This is a genomic window from Candidatus Poribacteria bacterium (assembly GCA_009839745.1).
In the GTDB taxonomy this organism is placed as follows: Bacteria; Poribacteria; WGA-4E; order WGA-4E; family WGA-3G; genus WGA-3G.
In genome coordinates this window covers 158,191-175,441 of record VXPE01000041.1, presented here as the reverse complement: position 1 = coordinate 175,441, position 17,251 = coordinate 158,191, and the positions used below count along the sequence as shown (strand labels likewise).

Annotated in this window: 15 protein-coding genes; 7 read left to right on the top strand and 8 right to left on the bottom strand. The window is 46.2% G+C overall.

What is annotated here, in order from left to right; genetic code table 11:
- Positions 1-733 precede the first annotated feature (733 nt).
- From F4X88_06885 to F4X88_06870, 4 genes are all read left to right on the top strand, one after another.
- The gene (locus tag F4X88_06885; GenBank protein MYA56000.1) at positions 734-1,447 is read left to right on the top strand and encodes an FRG domain-containing protein; all 714 of its coding nucleotides are present in this window, start codon (positions 734-736) and stop codon (positions 1,445-1,447) included.
- Positions 1,440-3,650: a tetratricopeptide repeat protein gene (locus F4X88_06880; protein ID MYA55999.1), complete on the top strand. Its 2,211-nt coding sequence runs from the start codon at positions 1,440-1,442 to the stop codon at positions 3,648-3,650. Before F4X88_06885 ends, F4X88_06880 begins: the two co-directional genes overlap by 8 nt.
- Positions 3,651-3,810: 160 nt before the next feature.
- Positions 3,811-5,232 carry a sulfatase gene (locus tag F4X88_06875; protein ID MYA55998.1) on the top strand — a complete coding sequence of 474 codons (1,422 nt, stop codon included), beginning with the start codon at positions 3,811-3,813 and terminating at the stop codon, positions 5,230-5,232.
- Between the two features lie 51 nt (positions 5,233-5,283).
- Complete coding sequence (locus F4X88_06870) at positions 5,284-6,390, top strand: D-TA family PLP-dependent enzyme (GenBank protein MYA55997.1); 1,107 nt, start codon at positions 5,284-5,286, stop codon at positions 6,388-6,390.
- Position 6,391: 1 nt separating this feature from the next.
- Here the strand turns inward: F4X88_06870 and F4X88_06865 are convergent, their stop codons facing one another.
- On the bottom strand, positions 6,392-8,344 hold the full coding sequence (locus F4X88_06865; GenBank protein MYA55996.1) for a hypothetical protein: 1,953 nt from the start codon (positions 8,342-8,344) through the stop codon (positions 6,392-6,394).
- Positions 8,345-8,844: 500 nt separating this feature from the next.
- Between F4X88_06865 and F4X88_06860 the strand changes: the two genes are divergently transcribed.
- From F4X88_06860 to F4X88_06850, 3 genes are all read left to right on the top strand, one after another.
- Positions 8,845-9,417, top strand: a complete 573-nt coding sequence (locus F4X88_06860) for a septum formation inhibitor Maf (protein MYA55995.1) — start codon at positions 8,845-8,847, stop codon at positions 9,415-9,417.
- Positions 9,418-9,461: 44 nt separating this feature from the next.
- The gene (locus tag F4X88_06855) at positions 9,462-10,172 is read left to right on the top strand and encodes a 5-deoxy-glucuronate isomerase (GenBank protein ID MYA55994.1); all 711 of its coding nucleotides are present in this window, start codon (positions 9,462-9,464) and stop codon (positions 10,170-10,172) included.
- Positions 10,173-10,261: 89 nt separating this feature from the next.
- A complete protein-coding gene (locus F4X88_06850) occupies positions 10,262-11,134 on the top strand; it encodes a hypothetical protein (protein ID MYA55993.1) in 873 nt (290 codons plus the stop codon).
- On the opposite strand, the gene F4X88_06845 is transcribed toward F4X88_06850, so the two are convergent.
- The 7 genes from F4X88_06845 to F4X88_06815 all read right to left on the bottom strand — a co-directional run bounded on the left by F4X88_06845 (position 11,102) and on the right by F4X88_06815 (position 17,251).
- Positions 11,102-12,175: a site-specific DNA-methyltransferase gene (locus F4X88_06845; GenBank protein MYA55992.1), complete on the bottom strand. Its 1,074-nt coding sequence runs from the start codon at positions 12,173-12,175 to the stop codon at positions 11,102-11,104. The genes F4X88_06850 and F4X88_06845 overlap by 33 nt on opposite strands.
- Before the next feature lie 80 nt (positions 12,176-12,255).
- A complete protein-coding gene (yajC, locus tag F4X88_06840; GenBank protein ID MYA55991.1) occupies positions 12,256-12,558 on the bottom strand; it encodes a preprotein translocase subunit YajC in 303 nt (100 codons plus the stop codon).
- Between the two features lie 185 nt (positions 12,559-12,743).
- Entirely contained in the window at positions 12,744-13,772 is a 1,029-nt protein-coding gene (gene queA, locus F4X88_06835) for a tRNA preQ1(34) S-adenosylmethionine ribosyltransferase-isomerase QueA (protein MYA55990.1), read from the bottom strand.
- A 222-nt stretch (positions 13,773-13,994) separates the two neighbouring features.
- Positions 13,995-14,987 (bottom strand): Holliday junction branch migration DNA helicase RuvB, encoded by a 993-nt coding sequence (gene ruvB / locus F4X88_06830; GenBank protein ID MYA55989.1) that lies wholly within the window; start codon positions 14,985-14,987, stop codon positions 13,995-13,997.
- Between the two features lie 133 nt (positions 14,988-15,120).
- Entirely contained in the window at positions 15,121-15,723 is a 603-nt protein-coding gene (locus tag F4X88_06825) for a Holliday junction branch migration protein RuvA (protein ID MYA55988.1), read from the bottom strand.
- 159 nt (positions 15,724-15,882) lie between these two features.
- A complete protein-coding gene (ruvC, locus tag F4X88_06820; protein MYA55987.1) occupies positions 15,883-16,446 on the bottom strand; it encodes a crossover junction endodeoxyribonuclease RuvC in 564 nt (187 codons plus the stop codon).
- Positions 16,447-16,504: 58 nt separating this feature from the next.
- The gene (locus tag F4X88_06815) at positions 16,505-17,251 is read right to left on the bottom strand and encodes a YebC/PmpR family DNA-binding transcriptional regulator (protein ID MYA55986.1); all 747 of its coding nucleotides are present in this window, start codon (positions 17,249-17,251) and stop codon (positions 16,505-16,507) included.

The following is a 17,251-nucleotide window of genomic DNA, read 5'->3' as shown; positions in this document are numbered from 1 at the left end:
CAACAACCCTTGAAGAGCGTACCTCCGAAGAGGTGCGAACCTTACAAAAGGTATATTCTGTCTGTTTCAGCAGTCCCCCCCATTTCTTGGCTGCGTAACGTTTGCTCCCTTTATTCCTTTCTTAACTAAACTCTACTAAGCTTTAGACAATTTTAACGCGATATACCTTTCGCCCCCCTGGGGCTGCGTTTTTGGACATTGGCGTTTATTTTCGTTGGAGTTGCGTTTCTGTAAGCAACTTTGAAAAAAAATCAAAAATGCTTTGAAAACCGAGTAGGAACCCAACGGAAATTGTCCAAACTATAGTATAGGAAACACCCCAGCAAAAACACCCACGAATTTATTTTCAAACTGGTGTTATACCATTTCTGATTGAAAATGCTTCAATAAACGAACTCTTTGTAGCATAGGAGACCGTTAGCAGCTTGGATGGGCGAGGGGACCTCGCCCCTACGAACCGGTTTTCGTTAATGAGAAAAGTTCCTTTAGAAATGGTATAATTTAGTATGTTCTGTGTGGTTTGGAAGTCATTTTCTTCCGTTAGCTGCGTAAACTTTCTGCGCTTTTTCTCTTTTTTTCAGGGGTTCTCACCCCTGCTTCCCCAAATATCCCCGATTTTAACAATTCCCCAACATATTTATTTTCCGGTGTGCGACTTCCATTAAATTCGGTTGACATGCCGCCCGGAAGGTGCTATCCTTTTAAACAGCCTTGTGATTGTAAAGGAAAGTGAATGGACAGAGGAAACCAAAACGAACCAAGTACGATTGATGAAATACTCCGAGAAATAGAAAAGAAGGCAGACACTGGGGAATATCTTTACCGCGGTGAACCTGAACACTATCAGGAAGACCCTTATTATGGGAAGGTTTCTTCAAACTTCTATCGCGTTTTCCTTGAGGATGAAGAATTTGACGTTGAAACAGAACACTTTGATATAGAATCCATCCAATCAGAAATGTTGGAAGCAGTGAAAGGATTCTCCCGCAAACCAGCTACCGAAATAGAACGCCTCGCCGAAATCCAACATTATGGAGGTAAAACTAACCTCATTGATTTCACAACGGATTATCTTGTTGCGCTCTTCATGGCTTGTGATGGTTCTCATGGCGAAAATGGCAGGGTTATATTGCTAAAAAAGGAGCAGATAAATCCCTATATTGAGGAATCTTACGAACCAGTAAATCGTGTTATTGCCCAGAAAAGTGTGTTTGTGCGACATCCTGATGGCTTTCTGAGCCCAAACGAGGATGATGTAATTGATATTCCGGCGATGCGCAAACAACCCATACTAAGGCATTTGCGAAACTCTCACGGTATATCTGTTGAAACCATCTACAATGATATCCACGGTTTCATTAAGGATCAAAACATCCATCTGGAAGTATACAAGGCGCATTATATCGGTTTAACCCGTGAGCAAAGGGGAGATTCAGAGAATGGCTAACGAATTGAAGATGGAACATTATGAAGAAGCTGTCAGACACTATAGCAGAGCCATTGACTTAAGACCGAACTTTGCCTTATCTTATATCTATCGCGGTAGTGTTTACTGTAAGATGGGCAAGTTTGATCTTGCTATTGACGACTATACGGAAGCCATTTTCTGGACCCGCCAACCCGCGAGAGCTTATCACGGCCGCGGTATGGCGTATGGTGCTAAAGGTGAATTTGACAAAGCGATTGATGACCTCACCAAGGCGATACAATACGAACCGGAATACGCCGAGGCCTATTACCATCGCGCGCATGCTTATGTTGGCAAGAAAGAGTTTGATCGTGCCATTGAAGATTGTGATAAGGCGATACGGCTTAATCCTGATGTTGCTGAAGCGTATTTCATTCGAGGCAACGCTTACAGAGATAAAGGTGAACTTGACTGCGCGATTATGGACTATAGCAAGGCAATACGACTCAAGCCGGATGCTAATGCATATGTCGCTCGCGGTAACGCTTATGGCAGTATAGGTGAAGTTGATAAAGCTATTGTAGACTACACAAAAGCATTAGAATTGAAACCGAATTATACTGATGTCTACGTGATTCGAGGGCATACTCACGTTCTTAAACGCGACTTTGATTCTGCTATTGCTGATTACCGAAAAGTAATAGAACTCAGACCTGATGCTGTTGATCCGTATATAACTCGTGCGATTGCTTATAACCTTAAAGGCGATTTTGATTCTGCTATTGCAGACTCTAATGACGCAATAGAACGTAATCCGAATGCGGCGGAGGCATATCTCATTCTCGGCATGGCTTTCAGTAACAAAGGCGATTTTGACTCTGCTATTGCAAACTATACAGAAGCAATAAAACTGCAACCCAATTATCTCAACGCGTATTATGAACGTGGCAACGCTTGCAGGAGTAGTGGTGACTTTGACAAAGCCATAGCGGACTATACGAAAGTCTTAGAGTTCAGTCCACAACACATTGACTGCTATTTTAATCGCGGTATTGCTTACACCGCAAAAAGTGAATTTGATAATGCTATTATCGACTATAACGTAGTCCTTCAGTTTCAACCTGACCATATTCCCGCTTATATCAATCGCGGTATTGCTTATAGTAACAAAGGCAACTTCGACAAAGCTATTGCAGATTATACGAGGGCAATCCAACTTGATCCAAGTTTTGCCGTGCCATATCATAATCGCGGCAATGCTAATTTGCTTAAGGATGATTTTGACGAGGCTATTGCAGATTATACGATCTCCATACAACTTAATCCCAATGATGCAAGGACCTATGCCAGTCGAGGGGCAGTTTACGGTATCATGGGCAGTATTGATGAGGCTATTAGTGACTGCACGAAGGCGATAGAACTCAATCCCAACCATGCGGATATCTATTTCAATCGCGCTATCGGTTACAATAGCACAGGAAAACTTGAATTGGCTATCAGGGACTACACCAAGGCGATAGAGCTTAATCCCGATCATGTCAAAGCCTATGTGAATCGGGGTGTTACTTATGGTGACACAGGGGAGATGGATTTAGCAATTGAAGATTTAAACAAGGCAATAGAAATGGAACCGGATAATGCTTTAGTTTATAGTAATCTTGGCAATGTTTACGGCAACAAAGGTGATTTTGACTCGGCTATTACGAATTATAGTAAGGCAATAAATTTAAATTTGAATGAACCAGTGTTTTATCACAATCGCGGTCTGGCTTACTTCAACAATGGCGAGTTTAATCAAGCCCTTAAAGACTATACAAAAGCACTAAGATTAGATCCCGATTATGTCCCAGCCTATTACAATCGTGCGATGGCTTGGTTGCACCAACAAGAATGGAAGAAAGCCAAGGCAAGCCTAACGGAGGCAGCAGAAAAAGGTATAAATATTACCGCCGTTTTTGGTAAAGATTATCAAAGTGTTGCGAACTTTGAGAGGAAAACTGGCGTTAAATTGCCAAAGGATATTGCTGCAATGTTGAAGCAACAGGATGAACAAATCCATCCTTCACCTATGAAAATGGAGTTATCTGAACTGCAAACCCGAATGGAACAGTATTCATTTGAAAACTTTACAGCAATGCCTCTACAACATGTAGAAAAACCCGGAACTCCATCCATACCAATTAACTTGCTTCAACCTCAAAGTCAAACACCGCCTAGTAGTGCATCAAGATTGAGTTTATGATAAGTAGGTCGGGTAGAGCGTCAGCGAAACCCGACATCTTCAGGAGACCCCACTCTCAAACTCAAAGTTGAAAGACTACTAGCCTATTCGCGAGTTAAAGTCTTGACGCATATTGTTCTCCGCAAGGTAAAATTAAAAAACTGCAAGGTATAATTAAAAAATGTCTCATTCAACAACTCAGCGACCGAACCTAATCTATGTTTTCGCCGATCAACTCCGCTACCAGTCGTGTGGTTATGCGGGTGATGTCCGCGCGCGCACCCCCAATATAGATAAATTTTCCACAGAGGGTGCGAATTTCTGCAACACTGTCTCCGGTAGCCCGATGTGTGCTCCGTATCGCGCCTCGCTCTTCACCGGCAAATACGCCAGTAGCACGGGTATGGCGATCAATGAGCTCCGTATGAACCCAAATCATGACTGTTTCGGTCATGCTTTACATCGCAATGGTTACCAGACAAGCTACATCGGGAAATGGCATCTGTGGGCAAATCAATTGGGGAGACATAGCGACCCCAAGAATTCTTACATTCCGCCGGGACGACATCGGCTCGGTTTCGATGGTGAATGGTCGGCATACAATTTTCATCATTTATATTTTGACACATATTATCACGCGAACTCACCTGAAAAGATCGTGATACCCGGTTATGAACCCGATGGTCAAACGGATATGGCAATCGATTACCTGCAACGGGTGTCAACGAGCGATGATCCGTTCGCGCTTTTCCTCTCAATCGGGACACCCCACGACCCGTGGACACAGGACAACGTCCCAGCCGCCGATTATGAGATGTTCCGGGATGTTGATTTCCCGTTACCACCAAACTATCGCGATGAAAATGACCCTTACGGCGATACGTGGGCTATTATGTCTCCCGCTGAGCGTGCTGCGCTTCCTGAGTGGATGCGTGTCTATTACGCCATGACTGCGAATCTGGATCGGAATATCGGGCGGTTGTTGCGAGCCGTTGATGATCTCGGATTGCGAGACGATACAATTTTTGTGTTCACTTCCGATCACGGCGAGATGTTCGGGGCCCAGGGGCGCCGTGCGAAGAACATCTTTTATGAAGAAGCCGTGCGTGTCCCGTTCCTTGTTCGGTGGCAGGGACAAATTCCGAAGGGGTATGTCTCAGATGCATGCCTGAACACACCGGACATCATGCCGACGCTGCTGTCAATGATGGATCTGCCGATTCCAGAGGCTGTTGAGGGGACGGATCGCAGCGACGCTGCATTTAACCGACCCGCTAATGAACCGGATGCGGCGTTCATGCAAGGCATGGGATGTACTGCCAAGTGGGAGGACGGTTATGAGTGGCGCGCCCTCCGAACAAAGCGATATACCTATGCTATCCACCGTCCAGATCGAAGTGAGAAACTCTTTGATAATGTGGCTGATCCGTTCCAAACCCGGAATCTGATTGACGAACCGCTATCGACCCACTTTCGAGATCAATTTCGAATTCTCTTACAGCAGCGCATGAATGCGATTAACGATACCTTTGAAGCGTGCACGTGGTATCGCGATAAGTGGACAGAAGATCGGGTTATCTTGCGAACCGCAACGTTGACTTAAAGCAAAAAATAGGAATGTGTACCGACAGAAGTTTCGGAAAGAGGTAAAACCGTGGATAAAAAATACCGTATCCAGAACGCTGAAACGATACCGAGTCCATCGCTGGTTGTCTATCTCCCACACGTTCAATATAACATTGAACATGCGATTGCGACCGTCGGCGGCGATGTCTCGAAACTCAGACCGCATGCGAAAACGCATAAAACCGCAGAGATTATCGCGATGGAACGAGAAGCCGGTATTCTCAAACACAAATGCGCGACGTTGCGGGAAGCAGAAATGTTGGCGCAGAATGGCATAGAGGATATTCTGATTGCATATCAGATGGTGGGACCCAACGTCAACCGTTTTGTTTCGCTGCAGCTGAAGTATCCAGATGCTGATTTCAAGGTCATCGTCGATCATGAGGAATCCGTGACAGCGCTCGCATCGGCGGCGGCGAGACTCGGTTTGAATGTCAAGGTCATGCTGGACCTGGATGTAGGAATGAACCGCACAGGGATACCGCTTGGTGATGCCGCTGTGGATGTCTACGCACAGATTGAAGCGGTAGACGGATTACAACCCTGGGGTTTACACGTCTATGATGGACATATTCACGATGAAGATGTTGCTGATCGGAAGGCATCCTGTGACAAAAGCCTGGCACAGGTAGAAGAGATGAAAGATAGGCTCGTTTCCAAAGGGCTTGACGTGCCTTTAATTGTGATGGGGGGCACACCGACTTTCCCTATCTATGCGAAGACACCCGGTGTGGAGGCGTCCCCCGGCACTTTCGTTTTTCATGATCACGGTTACACCACGCATTTTCCCGATCTCGGTTTTGCCCCCGCAGCACTGCTCCTGAGCCGTGTGATTAGTATTCCTACGCCTCGTAGAATTACGCTTGATTTGGGACATAAAGCCATCGCCGCCGACCCTGACGGTGTGCGTGGAATCGTTTTGAATGTTGACGGTGCTGAGGTGGGCAAACAGCACGAGGAGCATTGGGCGATTAACGTGCCTGACAGCACACCGATACATATCGGACAAGAAATTTACGTCTGTCCGACGCATATCTGTCCGTGTGTGGCACTACATCCTTTTTACTATGTCGTGGATGCCGATGGGTATTGTCGCGGGACATGGGAGGTCACGGCACGCAATCGAACTCTTTAATTTAGGGCCACGGAAAGAACGGGGCAGGCACATTCGCGCCCCAACTGATGAGCGTCCAGAGAACCGCCATGCTAAATTCTCCGAAGACCATGCCTAAAAAGAAGGGGCGGAGCCGTTGATATTGCCGGATGCCGCTGTAACGGAGGAGTGGCGTTTTAATGCTCCACGCGATAAAGACGGGAAACCAGAACACAATCAGGGTCCACGAAGCCGATAGGGCATATCCGAGCGGATGGAGGGGCCACCACCAATATAGCATCCTCAAGAGGACTAAGCCTGTTGTCACCAACGCCCCAATGCCAAAAAAGAATCCGCCAGTTGTGCGGAGGTCTGCCCCTAATCCTTCCATCGCTGCGACGTTGTCTTGAAATGCCCAGAGCGGATTGCCGCGATAGGTGTAGCTATACATGTAATTGGCACCGTGCGTATACGGGAGCCACAGATGGATGGCTGCTGCACACAGAAATGCGAGTGTACTCCCCAACACGAATACCCCTACCAACGAACGATAGGACATTCCAACCCGATCCCTAATTTTTAAGCCGTCTAAGAAACCAGTGAGGATGAGGCCGCGCTGATCGCGCGTGAAGATTGCATCGAGGAATGACAACACCGTGAGACTCTGCGCCCCCAGGGCAGCTTTGGTTGAGATAAGTTGATAAAGATCCAGTGGACGAAACGATGTTTCCGTCATAAGCAGACCACCTTCCGCTGTGCTACGTGCCATTACCACGGCAACAATGCATATATAAACCAATATCTCAAACGCCGCGAAGCCTAAATTCAGTCCTGCCGTGTAACACCACCCTATCGCGAGGATCAAACTGATAATGAGTCCCCAAACTGCCGTGCGGTAGGGTAAAAGTTCCGATGTGTCATCTGTTTTGGTTGCGGTAAAGGCGCGCCGAAACACCTGTCGAAAGTGTGGAAACCCCATATAGATGAACGAAATTACAAGTACAATGTAGGCACCAGCGACTTGGTAACCTATATAGAGTCGGGTTGGGTAGAGGGGCATGGTGCTTACCCGCCAACCAAACATCGCAGCGACAACATCTTGGAACCGCGTGAGTAAAAAAAAGAACCATAGACTGAAAAGGAGTTGGGTCGGGAGCAGATAAAAGAATCCTACCGCCGCGAAGGACAGAAAGATGGGAGTGTACACCATAGCATTGAAGGGGCGTTCTGTGAAGTATTGGTTGAGTATGTATCTTAGCGGTAAGTTCGGGATTTGGGGCCAGATTTCATGAAGTCCGTTCAGCGTAAAGATGAGCGTAGGCACCGCGAACCCTAACCACATCAGCCTGTTCCGAAGAAAGCCGCGTCCCTCGTGGACGAACTCCAGCGGTAATGAGACCAACGGAAATGTGAGTTTCTCGTTTTCAATCCACTGTTTCCGGAGGATTGCTGCTAAGCAGAGAAACGCCGTGAACACTAAAAAGACAAGCACACCCCAGACGCATAACGGCTCTACCCATGCGCGCCACGGAATGCTGTCGCCTATCTGTATGCCCTCATAGAAACTGATAGCGATAGGGGCTTGTCCTTTTTGTTCAGGTGAAAAAGGGATGAGCCAGGGTTTGATATGTGGGAAAAAGAGGGTATCCCAGCTGTTGGTTTCATTGGTGAAGTAGTTGACGGCGATGAGGGCAGGAATGAGCTTTTCCATGACACCCCGCGATGAGATCATGGATGCCACGAGCATCATGCAGTAGATACACATCAATTCGCGCGGCGACAACCCAAATCGATTGTTCAGTCTTTCAAGCAACCGGTTCCCTAATACCAGGAAGAAGAAAAGCCCGATAACCGCGGGTGGCAGTTGCAGAAACCCGATTTGGATGTAGGTAATTACTAATTCAGCATAGGAGACGATGCAACATATAGCGATAACGAAGCAAGTGCCGAGCAGGAAGGCACGTCCTGAGAGACGATTTTCGTTTACGGGAAGCAATATTGCACGGTCCTCTATGAAATTTGATAGAGTTTATCACGATGCCCTGAATTTGTCAAATGCAACTATAATTTAGAAGATAACATACTACTTGACCGAACCGCAAGGTATAATTAAAATTTTTTTTTGTAACCAGTTCGTAAATAGATACGTTACTCAAAACATGAGTAATTCTGTTTCTTTATGGACTGAAGCAATGCGGAATGGATCACTTCAATCCTTTGCCAAAATTAATCCCCTTGTCGGGTTACCTCCGAAAACTTTGCGTTTGTATAGTGTGTTAGGGGTTATGAAAAAGGAATATTGTTCTGGTGAAGAACCGGGATGGTTTCGTGTGCCAGAGTCCGACCAGCGTCTTAAGAATATCCGGTTTTCTAAGCGGGGTCTTAGGAACGCGTTGCAAGAGCTGGTCGAGGTAGATTTATTGCAAATCCGCACGGAACAAGGTAAACGGTTATACTACCTGAAGTAGCATGCAAACGCGCGAATCTACTTTTAAAATCCCGCGATTGGTTCTTGCATCTGCGTCACCTCGTCGTTCTGCTTTATTATCCCAGATTGGCATAACGTTTGAAGTGCGTCCCAGTGATATTGTGGAACCCCCTCCCAACGTACATTTGAATACCCCTGCGAGCGAAGTAACACAGAAACTCGCCTTGCTGAAGGCAGTAGATGTTGCACAGCACTTTAATGAAGCCGTAATTATCGGTGCGGATACTTTGGTATCGTTGGAGGGGAGACTGCTCGGTAAGCCGACCGACGATACAGAGGCGTTCGAGATGTTGACACACCTGAGTGGCACACGCCATGAGGTTGTTACAGGTGTAGCCTTAGTGGACGCGGTGACAGGACGCGAGAGCGTCTGGGCGGAAACAACACAGGTTTACTTTCGGGAGTTGCATAGGACCGAGATAGCCACCTATATCGCGAGCGGGGAAACATCGGATAAAGCGGGGGCGTATGGCATCCAAGGACGGGGCGCGGCGTTCGTTCGACGCATTGAGGGATGCTATTTTAATGTCGTTGGACTTCCATTAGCGAGCCTCGTTGAACGCCTTTTTGATTTACCTTAACGAAGTGGGGGGGTTGGCTTGGCATTTCCCCTGGATATACGGAAATGAACGTTATTTACCCAACACACCTGACCGAACCGCAAGGTAAAATTAAAAAACCTACCGAGGGCTACACTGAAATTGTAACGCCCGGCGAAATAGGCATCACCAAACTCCATTTCGGAATTCTGAATCTCACCCCTGAAGCTACCTTTTTTGACCATTCTGATGATACGGAAGTCGCCTTGATTGCGTTAGGTGGACAGTGCACCTTGCTGGTCGGACATAACGGGAACAAAGCATACGGGGTTTTAGGTGAGCGTCCAGACGTTTTTCACGGTGAGGCGTGTATAGCACATATTCCACATCATACCACTTATGAGGTTCTCGCAGGCGAAGCGGGAATAGAAATCGCAGTTTGCAAAGTCCCATCATACGCCGAATCCGCTGCAATTATTTTAGAGGCAGGGGAGACAGCCGACGAAGGGGAGACGCACCTCAGAATATGGGAAAATACCCTATCGGGATCGGCAGATGTAAATGCAAGGGGCATGTATATGATGCATACGGGTGAGGAGACAATCTGTCTGCACAGGTTCCGAGATATGGATGGCGTTGCTACTTTCGATGTCACGCGCACCGTAGAGACGGTACGCGTGCGATTGTATCACAACGATGTGTTAGTGGTGCCAGAACAGGATAATATTGTATCATTGACTTCCGAAGGCGTTGGTTACCAGTTATGGGTACAGCCAAATTTGTATCGGAAAGGGTGATAGGATCATAGTTTGGCACAAACCGAAGAGACAACTTGAAAAACTATATGTATCTCTGATGATTGACTTTCTTAAGGGCGGAAAATGTCATGAAAGAACCTCAATTTACTCGGCATCCAACGGAAATATTTGGTTATCCTTTTATCATCAAAGACTCAGTTGCACAAGAGACACGGGACAAACAGTTATGTCCCTTCTTAGATAATGAATGTAAAAAGCCTCGAAAAAGTCAACCTGAAATTAAAATTGGAGTTTGTACGGTTGGTTACAAAGGTAACTTTCTCGAAAAGGTAACACCTGTTATTATATGTCCCCATCGTTTTGAAGTGCCAATCGTCTACAATAAGATTCAGGAATTATACTTTGGCGATTTGCCAGATAAGTATCAGATAAAGTGGACATCTGAAGTATCTTGTGGGGTAGCAGGGAGCATTGATTTTGTTGCTGCCAAAATGAAAGGAGAGGAAATAGAGGATTTTCTATGTGTTGAATTTCAAGCGGCTGGTACAACTGGAACACCTTGGCCGGCGGTTATAGACTTTAAAGAGACCGGGCATTTTCAGAAGGAAACCTATAAATATGGAATCAATTGGGCAAATGAGTTTACCAAAACGATGATGCAGCAGGTGTATAAAAAGGGAATGGTGATTGAAAGCTGGGGCAAGAAAATAATGTTTGTCCTTCAAGATGTCGGACTGAATTATATTCAGTCTACTACTAATACTCAGGACTTACATGAGGCGAGGGACAATGATCCTATCCATTTTTGTACATTTCAGATGGTATGGGATAAAAATTTAAAAGCGTGGCGATTAGAATTTGACAAGCGAATGAGCACAAATATAGAGGGTGTTCGGAAAATATTAGGTGGAGCTCATGAAGATGAATTTCCCACCATCAGTGAATTTGAGAACAATATTAACAAGCGCTTAAATGTCCAAACGCGATTGAGCGGGATTTAACCGATTTCTGGCGATCTCTATATATTCTTCGCTTAACTCAATTCCGAGTCCCTGTCTGTTAAGTTGATTGGCAGCCACTAACGTGGTTCCTGTTCCCATAAAGGGGTCAAGGATAATGCTGCCGATTCGACTGGTTGCTTTGATCGGAAGATCCAATAACTCAGTCGGAAATACAGCATAATGGACATCTTTTCTCCATTCATCCTCTGGGACAATATTCCAAATATCAGAGGGTAAATATCCTTTAGATTTGCTTGTCATAATATAGAAGCCTTTTGTTTTTAATTCTTTGGCGCGTCCGCTGACCTCTAAATTATCACTATGATAAGTCCGTTGCGCGCCTCTGATCGTCATTCTAAAATCAACTAACTCGCCTGCCTTTATTTTTTTTAATGTCTGATCAAGTGTTTTAATCGCTGCTGCTCGCTCTTGTTCATTTAATTCCTTAGACTCAAGAATCTGTCTACGGTATTTTTTTCCGCTGACTCCTGTAGCAGAGATGATTTCTTTACCATTGATTTTTGGAAGTTTTTTCGGTTTAATCCTGATAGCATCAGCGTCGTAATAATACTTTTTGCTTTTGACAAAGTGAAAGAGATGTTCATGAACGTCTCTAAGTCTATCCTTCACACTTTGTGTGCCTTTCATTTGATGCCATATAACGTCATTCCTAAGGATCCATCCATCGTCCTGCATGGCGATCGCAACTCGCCAAGGCATTCCCATCAGATTTTTGTTATGGTATTTATCCCCAAGATTTAACCATACTGAACCATCCAGTTTTAATGCCCTCTTTATCTGGCGGAAGATTCCAGCCAGTCTTTGCACATATTCTTCAGGTGTTTTTTCTTCGCCAATTATCGAATCAGGATTTTTCCCATTTGTGCTATATTTTCTCATTTGCCAGTACGGAGGTGAAGTAATAACACAATCAATACTCTCATCGGGGATTTCAGCCAAGATATCTTCGCAATTGCCTGTCAATAACCCATTTTTCTGATTTTCGTCAAGGACCTTGAAAATTATTTGTCGATTTGTCATATTAATACTACCTTTCTGAACTTGTGGGTGAAAGTCGTATTTCTGTAGGCGCGGTTTCAAACCGCGCCTACAAGATAACACTATTCGCCTTCGACGAGTTCGCCACCTTTTTTGAGAAAGGCGACAGCACTCCGTGAAATTTGAACCTTTACCTCTTGGCTATTCATTTCTCCAACGCTGATGAGAATAATGTTCTTATCGTTGCTAAGTCCAAGAATTTTGCCGTGCAATCCGCCATTCGTTACGATTTCATCGCCTTTGGTCAGATTCTCCAGCATATTCTGATGTTTTTTGCGTTTGGCTTGTTCCGGACGCCACAACAAAAAATACATAATAGCACCCATCGCGATGAACGGAACAAGCAAACCTGTTATTTGATCCATGAAATCTCTCCTTCTGTTTTGACGTAATTTGCTTGTAGGGGCTGGGAATGTAATACAAGGCATGGCAATGTAATACATTGTCCCGCAAGTCCACACGCGACTTGGGCTACGGATTTAGTCTATTCCCAGACGAAATCCAGTCTATCCGTAGACTAAATCCCGCAGCCCCTACTACTGTTAAAAAATCAAAGAATTAGCATGGCATCGCCATAACTGTAAAAACGGTATTTATGTTGGAGTGCCTCTTGGTAAGCCTGCTGGATCAAGTCCTTCCCAGCAAAGGCACTCACGAGCATAAGTAAAGTGGATTTGGGTAGATGGAAGTTGGTGACCAACGCATCTACTGCATTGAATCGATGCCCGGGATAGATAAAAAGTTCACTGTAACCCCTATACGGATGAACGGTGCCTGTCATGCTTGCAGTTTCTAAGGAGCGCACGACTGTGGTCCCGATGGCAACGATTTTCCGTCCCGCCTCCCGCGCTGTGCGAATCCAGTTTGCTTCTGTTTCGGCGAGGTGGATGTATTCGGCATGCATCTTATGGGTCTGAATATTTTCCACTTTCACGGGTTGGAAGGTTCCAGGTCCAACATGCAGCGTTAGCATCGCTATTTCTATCCCGTTATTTTTTAATTCCTCCAACAATTCTTGTGTAAAGTGCAGACCTGCCGTAGGTGCTGCAATCGCGCCTTCAGTGGCGGCGTAGACTGACTGATACCGCACCTTATCTTCAGCGTTCGGTGGACGCTGAATGTAAGGCGGCAAAGGCATCATACCGATAGCCGCAAGGATGGCTGAAAATTCACCGTCATAGCTGAAACGGACGATACAGTGTCCGTCATCCGGTTTCGCGAGAACCTCTGCCGTTAGGGGCCTGTTGCCGAAGACAACCTGTGTACCGATTCGGAGGCTCCGCCGCGGCTTGGCGAGTACCTCATAAATGTCCGGCTCTTTTTCGCGGATGAGAAGGAATTCTATCTTTCCGCCAGTTCCGCTTTTTCTACCGATTAACCGTGCCGGAATGACCTTCGTGTCGTTTAGGACTAACAACGCATCGTTGGGTAAGTATTCCCCAATCTCTGAAAACCGCGTATGGTGAAAAGCACAAGCTTCACGGTCAACTACCAAGAGTCGTGACCCATCGCGCTGTTGAAGTGGACTTTGCGCGATCCGATCAGGCGGTAGATGGTAGTCGAAATCTGTGAGTTTCATTTTTTTAACTATGGTCTCCTGGGCACCGCTCCAAATGTAAAGCAAAGACAAATTATGCCATTTAAGGCATAATTTCATTACGCGGTGGTTTTGGGTGAATCTATATCCTTCTCTAAAACGGAACGTGTAGTTCACCAAAGACCCGCTCGTAAGGAAGTGGTGAGCAGCCCGGGCATCCATAAATTAAAAACCTCGCCAATAAAATAGATGGATGATCTGCAACTAATAAAACAACGATGGTTGAGACGCTACGGGATAATTAAAATACGCATGGGCAGCATCGGTTGCGATACGTCCGCCCGGTGTTAGCATCAAAAATCCCTCTTTGATGTAGTAAGGTTCGTAAACCTCTGAGATGGTGCGTTCGTCCTCACTCAAGGCGACAGCGAGTGCCTTCAGCCCCGCACGTCCGTTGAATTTTTCAATGAGCGTTTGAAAATAGGCATAGTCTTGTCTGTTTAATCCGCGTTCATCAATGTCAAAGAATTTGAGTGCCTCTTCCACAACCTCAAGTGAGAGAGAGCCGTCTGCTTCAACTTGGGCGTAGTCCCTAACGTTAGCGAGCAGTTTGTTTGCGATACGCATCGTGCCACGCGAACGGCACGCTAATGTGTATTCTGCATCTTCGTCGATATTAATGTTAAGTTTTGCGCTGTTAATGCGAATCGCCTGCTGGATGTCTTTTGCTTCGTAGTAATCGAGATGGATACGGATGCCGAACCTGTCGCGAAAAGGACCAGAAAGCAAGCCTTCACGGGTTGTCGCACCAACGAGTGTGAAGTGCTTAAGAGGCATTTGTACGACATCCGATGCGGGTCCCTGACCGATGGCTAAGTCCAGTTGATAATCCTCCATTGAAGGGTAGAGCAATTCCTGAACGTATCCTTTCATCCGGTGGATTTCATCAATGAACAGAATATCCCCGTGCTCAAGGTTCATCAAAATTGAGGCGAGATCAAGTTTCTCCATGACGGGACCGATCGCCTGTTTATAGGTGCTCTGGATTTCATTGGCGATGATCCGTGCAAGCGTGGTCTTCCCGAGCCCCGGTGGACCCACAAGCAACACGTGCTCAAGTGCGTCCCCGCGCTTTTTGGCGGCTTCAATATGGATACGGAGCTGCTCTTTCACTTTTTCCTGTCCGATAAATTCGCTGAGCGTTTCCGGGCGGAGGCTATATCCGAAGTCGTCGTCTTCTTCCGCCAACTCTTGCATCCGGTCGAAATCTGGTATTTCGTGATTATCCATTTTTGGGTCCTAATAGGGATAGTTATCAGAAAAAGTCTGAACTATGATTTTTATGATTCACTGTATCATGGTAAATCACACAAATCACAATAATCCTGGTTTAATTTCGGATATATCGGAGTGCTTGCGCGATGAGGTTTTCTCGTTGCGCAGACTCACCGAGAATTTGTTGTGCCTTATCGACGGCTTGCTCTGCTTCAAGTTCCGATGCCCCAAGGGTATTGACGAGGATTTGGATTGCCTCTGCGACCGGAGCGCCAACGGGTTTTCCGAGATCGACATCGCCTTCGAGTTTCAATTTCATAATGTTCTTTTTAAGTTTGGTGATGATGACTTGGGCGAGGTCTTTGCCTAAACGTGGAACCCGCATGAGGGTCGTTGCATCTCCGCGATGGACAGCACGTTGGAATTGTGAGGGGGACAGCCGCGCGACGATGTTTTGTGCGAGGGCAGGTCCTACACCCGAGACCGTCAGCGCCAATTCAAAAACCTTGCGTCCGTCCTTTGAGGTGAACCCGTAGAGCGTAATTTTGTTGTCGCGGTTTTGATGATAGTATGTATAAAGGGTAACGGTATCGCCTATGGCGGGTAAATCCGTTACGGTTCTCGGTGACACGTCGATCATATATCCAATGCCGTTTACATCTACAATCACCTGTGTTGTTTCCTTATCTGCGAGAACCCCTTTGATATAAGAAATCATGTTTTAATTTTACCTTGCGGAGGAATAACATGCGTTTGAACTTTGGCGTGCGTTTCTCAAATCCGCCTGCGTGTTTTTGCAGGCTGCAGGTTTTGATGCTATCTTAAGAGGCACTTTTATGAGACGAAAACCTCTTAACTGAAAACTGAAAACTGAAAACTACATATATTTTTCACTGCGTTGAAGGACTTTATAGGAACGGGCATGGCAGAGTGCGAGTGCGAGTGCATCTGCTGCATGATCAGGACGCGGCGGTTCCTTGAGTTTAAGCAGGGCTTGTGTCATCTTCTCCATCTGGGATTTTGTGGCTTTTCCGTAACCTACAACTGCCTGTTTAACTTGGGTAGGTGTGTATACAGTAACGGGGCAGTCCGCATTCGCGGCTGCGAGTTTCACGATCCCTTTAACTTCACCTACGGCGAACGCACTGCTTATATTTTTACTGAAAAAAATATCCTCGAGCACGACACTCTCGATAGCGAATTTGCTAATCAGATGGGTTACGGTATCGTAGATTTGTTTCAACCGCAACTCCGACGCTGTTTTTGGGCTGGTTCTGATATTTCCGAAACCCCGCGAAACGAGACGGTTCGCGTGCGCTTCAACCACGCCGTATCCAGTGTTCGCAATACCCGGATCAATGCCAAGAATTTTTTTATTTTTCCTTGCGGTTCGATTTTTTATTTTTCCTTGCGGTTCGGTGAGGTGGGTTGGGACCTTCATGTGCTTTCCCGTATATCCGCCTGCTCCGTTGTTGCAGGCTACGATTTAGAGGTGCTAATTAAGCTGCGGCTTCTAAAAGGTTATCGGGAATATCGAAATTGGCGTAAACTTTCTGGACATCATCGAGTTCATCGAGAGCGTCCATGAGGCGTAGCATCCGTTCCGCCTCTTTCCCTTCAAGTTTCACGGTGTTTTGCGGAATCATGCTAATTTCAGCGAGTTGAATTTCAGCGGATGTTTCTTGAACTGCCGTTAAGACGCTATCGAACGTCTCAAAGGGTGTGATAATTTCCATACCTGTTTCGGAGGCGGTTACATCTTCAGCCCCGGCTTCAACTGCGATGAGGAACAGTTCTTCTTCATCAATACTATCAGGCGTAACAACGATCAACCCGCATTTATCAAAGCCCCATGCGACACATCCGCGCTCTCCGATGCTGCCTTCGTGTTTGCTGAAAGCGTGTCGAATGTCTGCAACCGCTCGGTTACGGTTGTCGGTCAGCACTTCTATCATGAGGGCGACACCCCCGGGTCCGTAGCCCTCATAAAGAATTTCTTCGTAGGTTTCACCCTCAAGCTCACCCGTGCCTCGAAGGACGGCTTTCTCAATGTTATCATTCGGGACGTTGCTTGATTTTGCCGCTGCAATTGCGGTGCGGAGTCGTGGGTTCATGTCTATATCCCGACCACCGACGCGCGCTGCTGCGGTAATCTCTTTCACCAACTTTGAGAAGAGTTTGCCGCGTCTGGAATCGTTTGCTGCTTTTTTATGTTTGATTGTTGACCATTTAGAGTGTCCTGACAT

Bases quoted from the DNA above. Each gene is read 5' to 3' on its own strand.
- ruvC (MYA55987.1), bottom strand. From the start codon at position 16,446: ATGAAGGTCCCAACCCACCTCACCGAACCGCAAGGAAAAATAAAAAAT.
- F4X88_06815 (MYA55986.1), bottom strand. From the start codon at position 17,251: ATGTCAGGACACTCTAAATGGTCAACAATCAAACATAAAAAAGCAGCA.
- F4X88_06845 (MYA55992.1), bottom strand. From the start codon at position 12,175: ATGACAAATCGACAAATAATTTTCAAGGTCCTTGACGAAAATCAGAAA.
- F4X88_06855 (MYA55994.1), top strand. From the start codon at position 9,462: ATGAACGTTATTTACCCAACACACCTGACCGAACCGCAAGGTAAAATT.
- F4X88_06880 (MYA55999.1), top strand. From the start codon at position 1,440: ATGGCTAACGAATTGAAGATGGAACATTATGAAGAAGCTGTCAGACAC.
- ruvB (MYA55989.1), bottom strand. From the start codon at position 14,987: ATGCAAGAGTTGGCGGAAGAAGACGACGACTTCGGATATAGCCTCCGC.
- queA (MYA55990.1), bottom strand. From the start codon at position 13,772: ATGAAACTCACAGATTTCGACTACCATCTACCGCCTGATCGGATCGCG.
- F4X88_06885 (MYA56000.1), top strand. From the start codon at position 734: ATGGACAGAGGAAACCAAAACGAACCAAGTACGATTGATGAAATACTC.
- F4X88_06850 (MYA55993.1), top strand. From the start codon at position 10,262: ATGAAAGAACCTCAATTTACTCGGCATCCAACGGAAATATTTGGTTAT.
- F4X88_06825 (MYA55988.1), bottom strand. From the start codon at position 15,723: ATGATTTCTTATATCAAAGGGGTTCTCGCAGATAAGGAAACAACACAG.
- F4X88_06875 (MYA55998.1), top strand. From the start codon at position 3,811: ATGTCTCATTCAACAACTCAGCGACCGAACCTAATCTATGTTTTCGCC.
- yajC (MYA55991.1), bottom strand. From the start codon at position 12,558: ATGGATCAAATAACAGGTTTGCTTGTTCCGTTCATCGCGATGGGTGCT.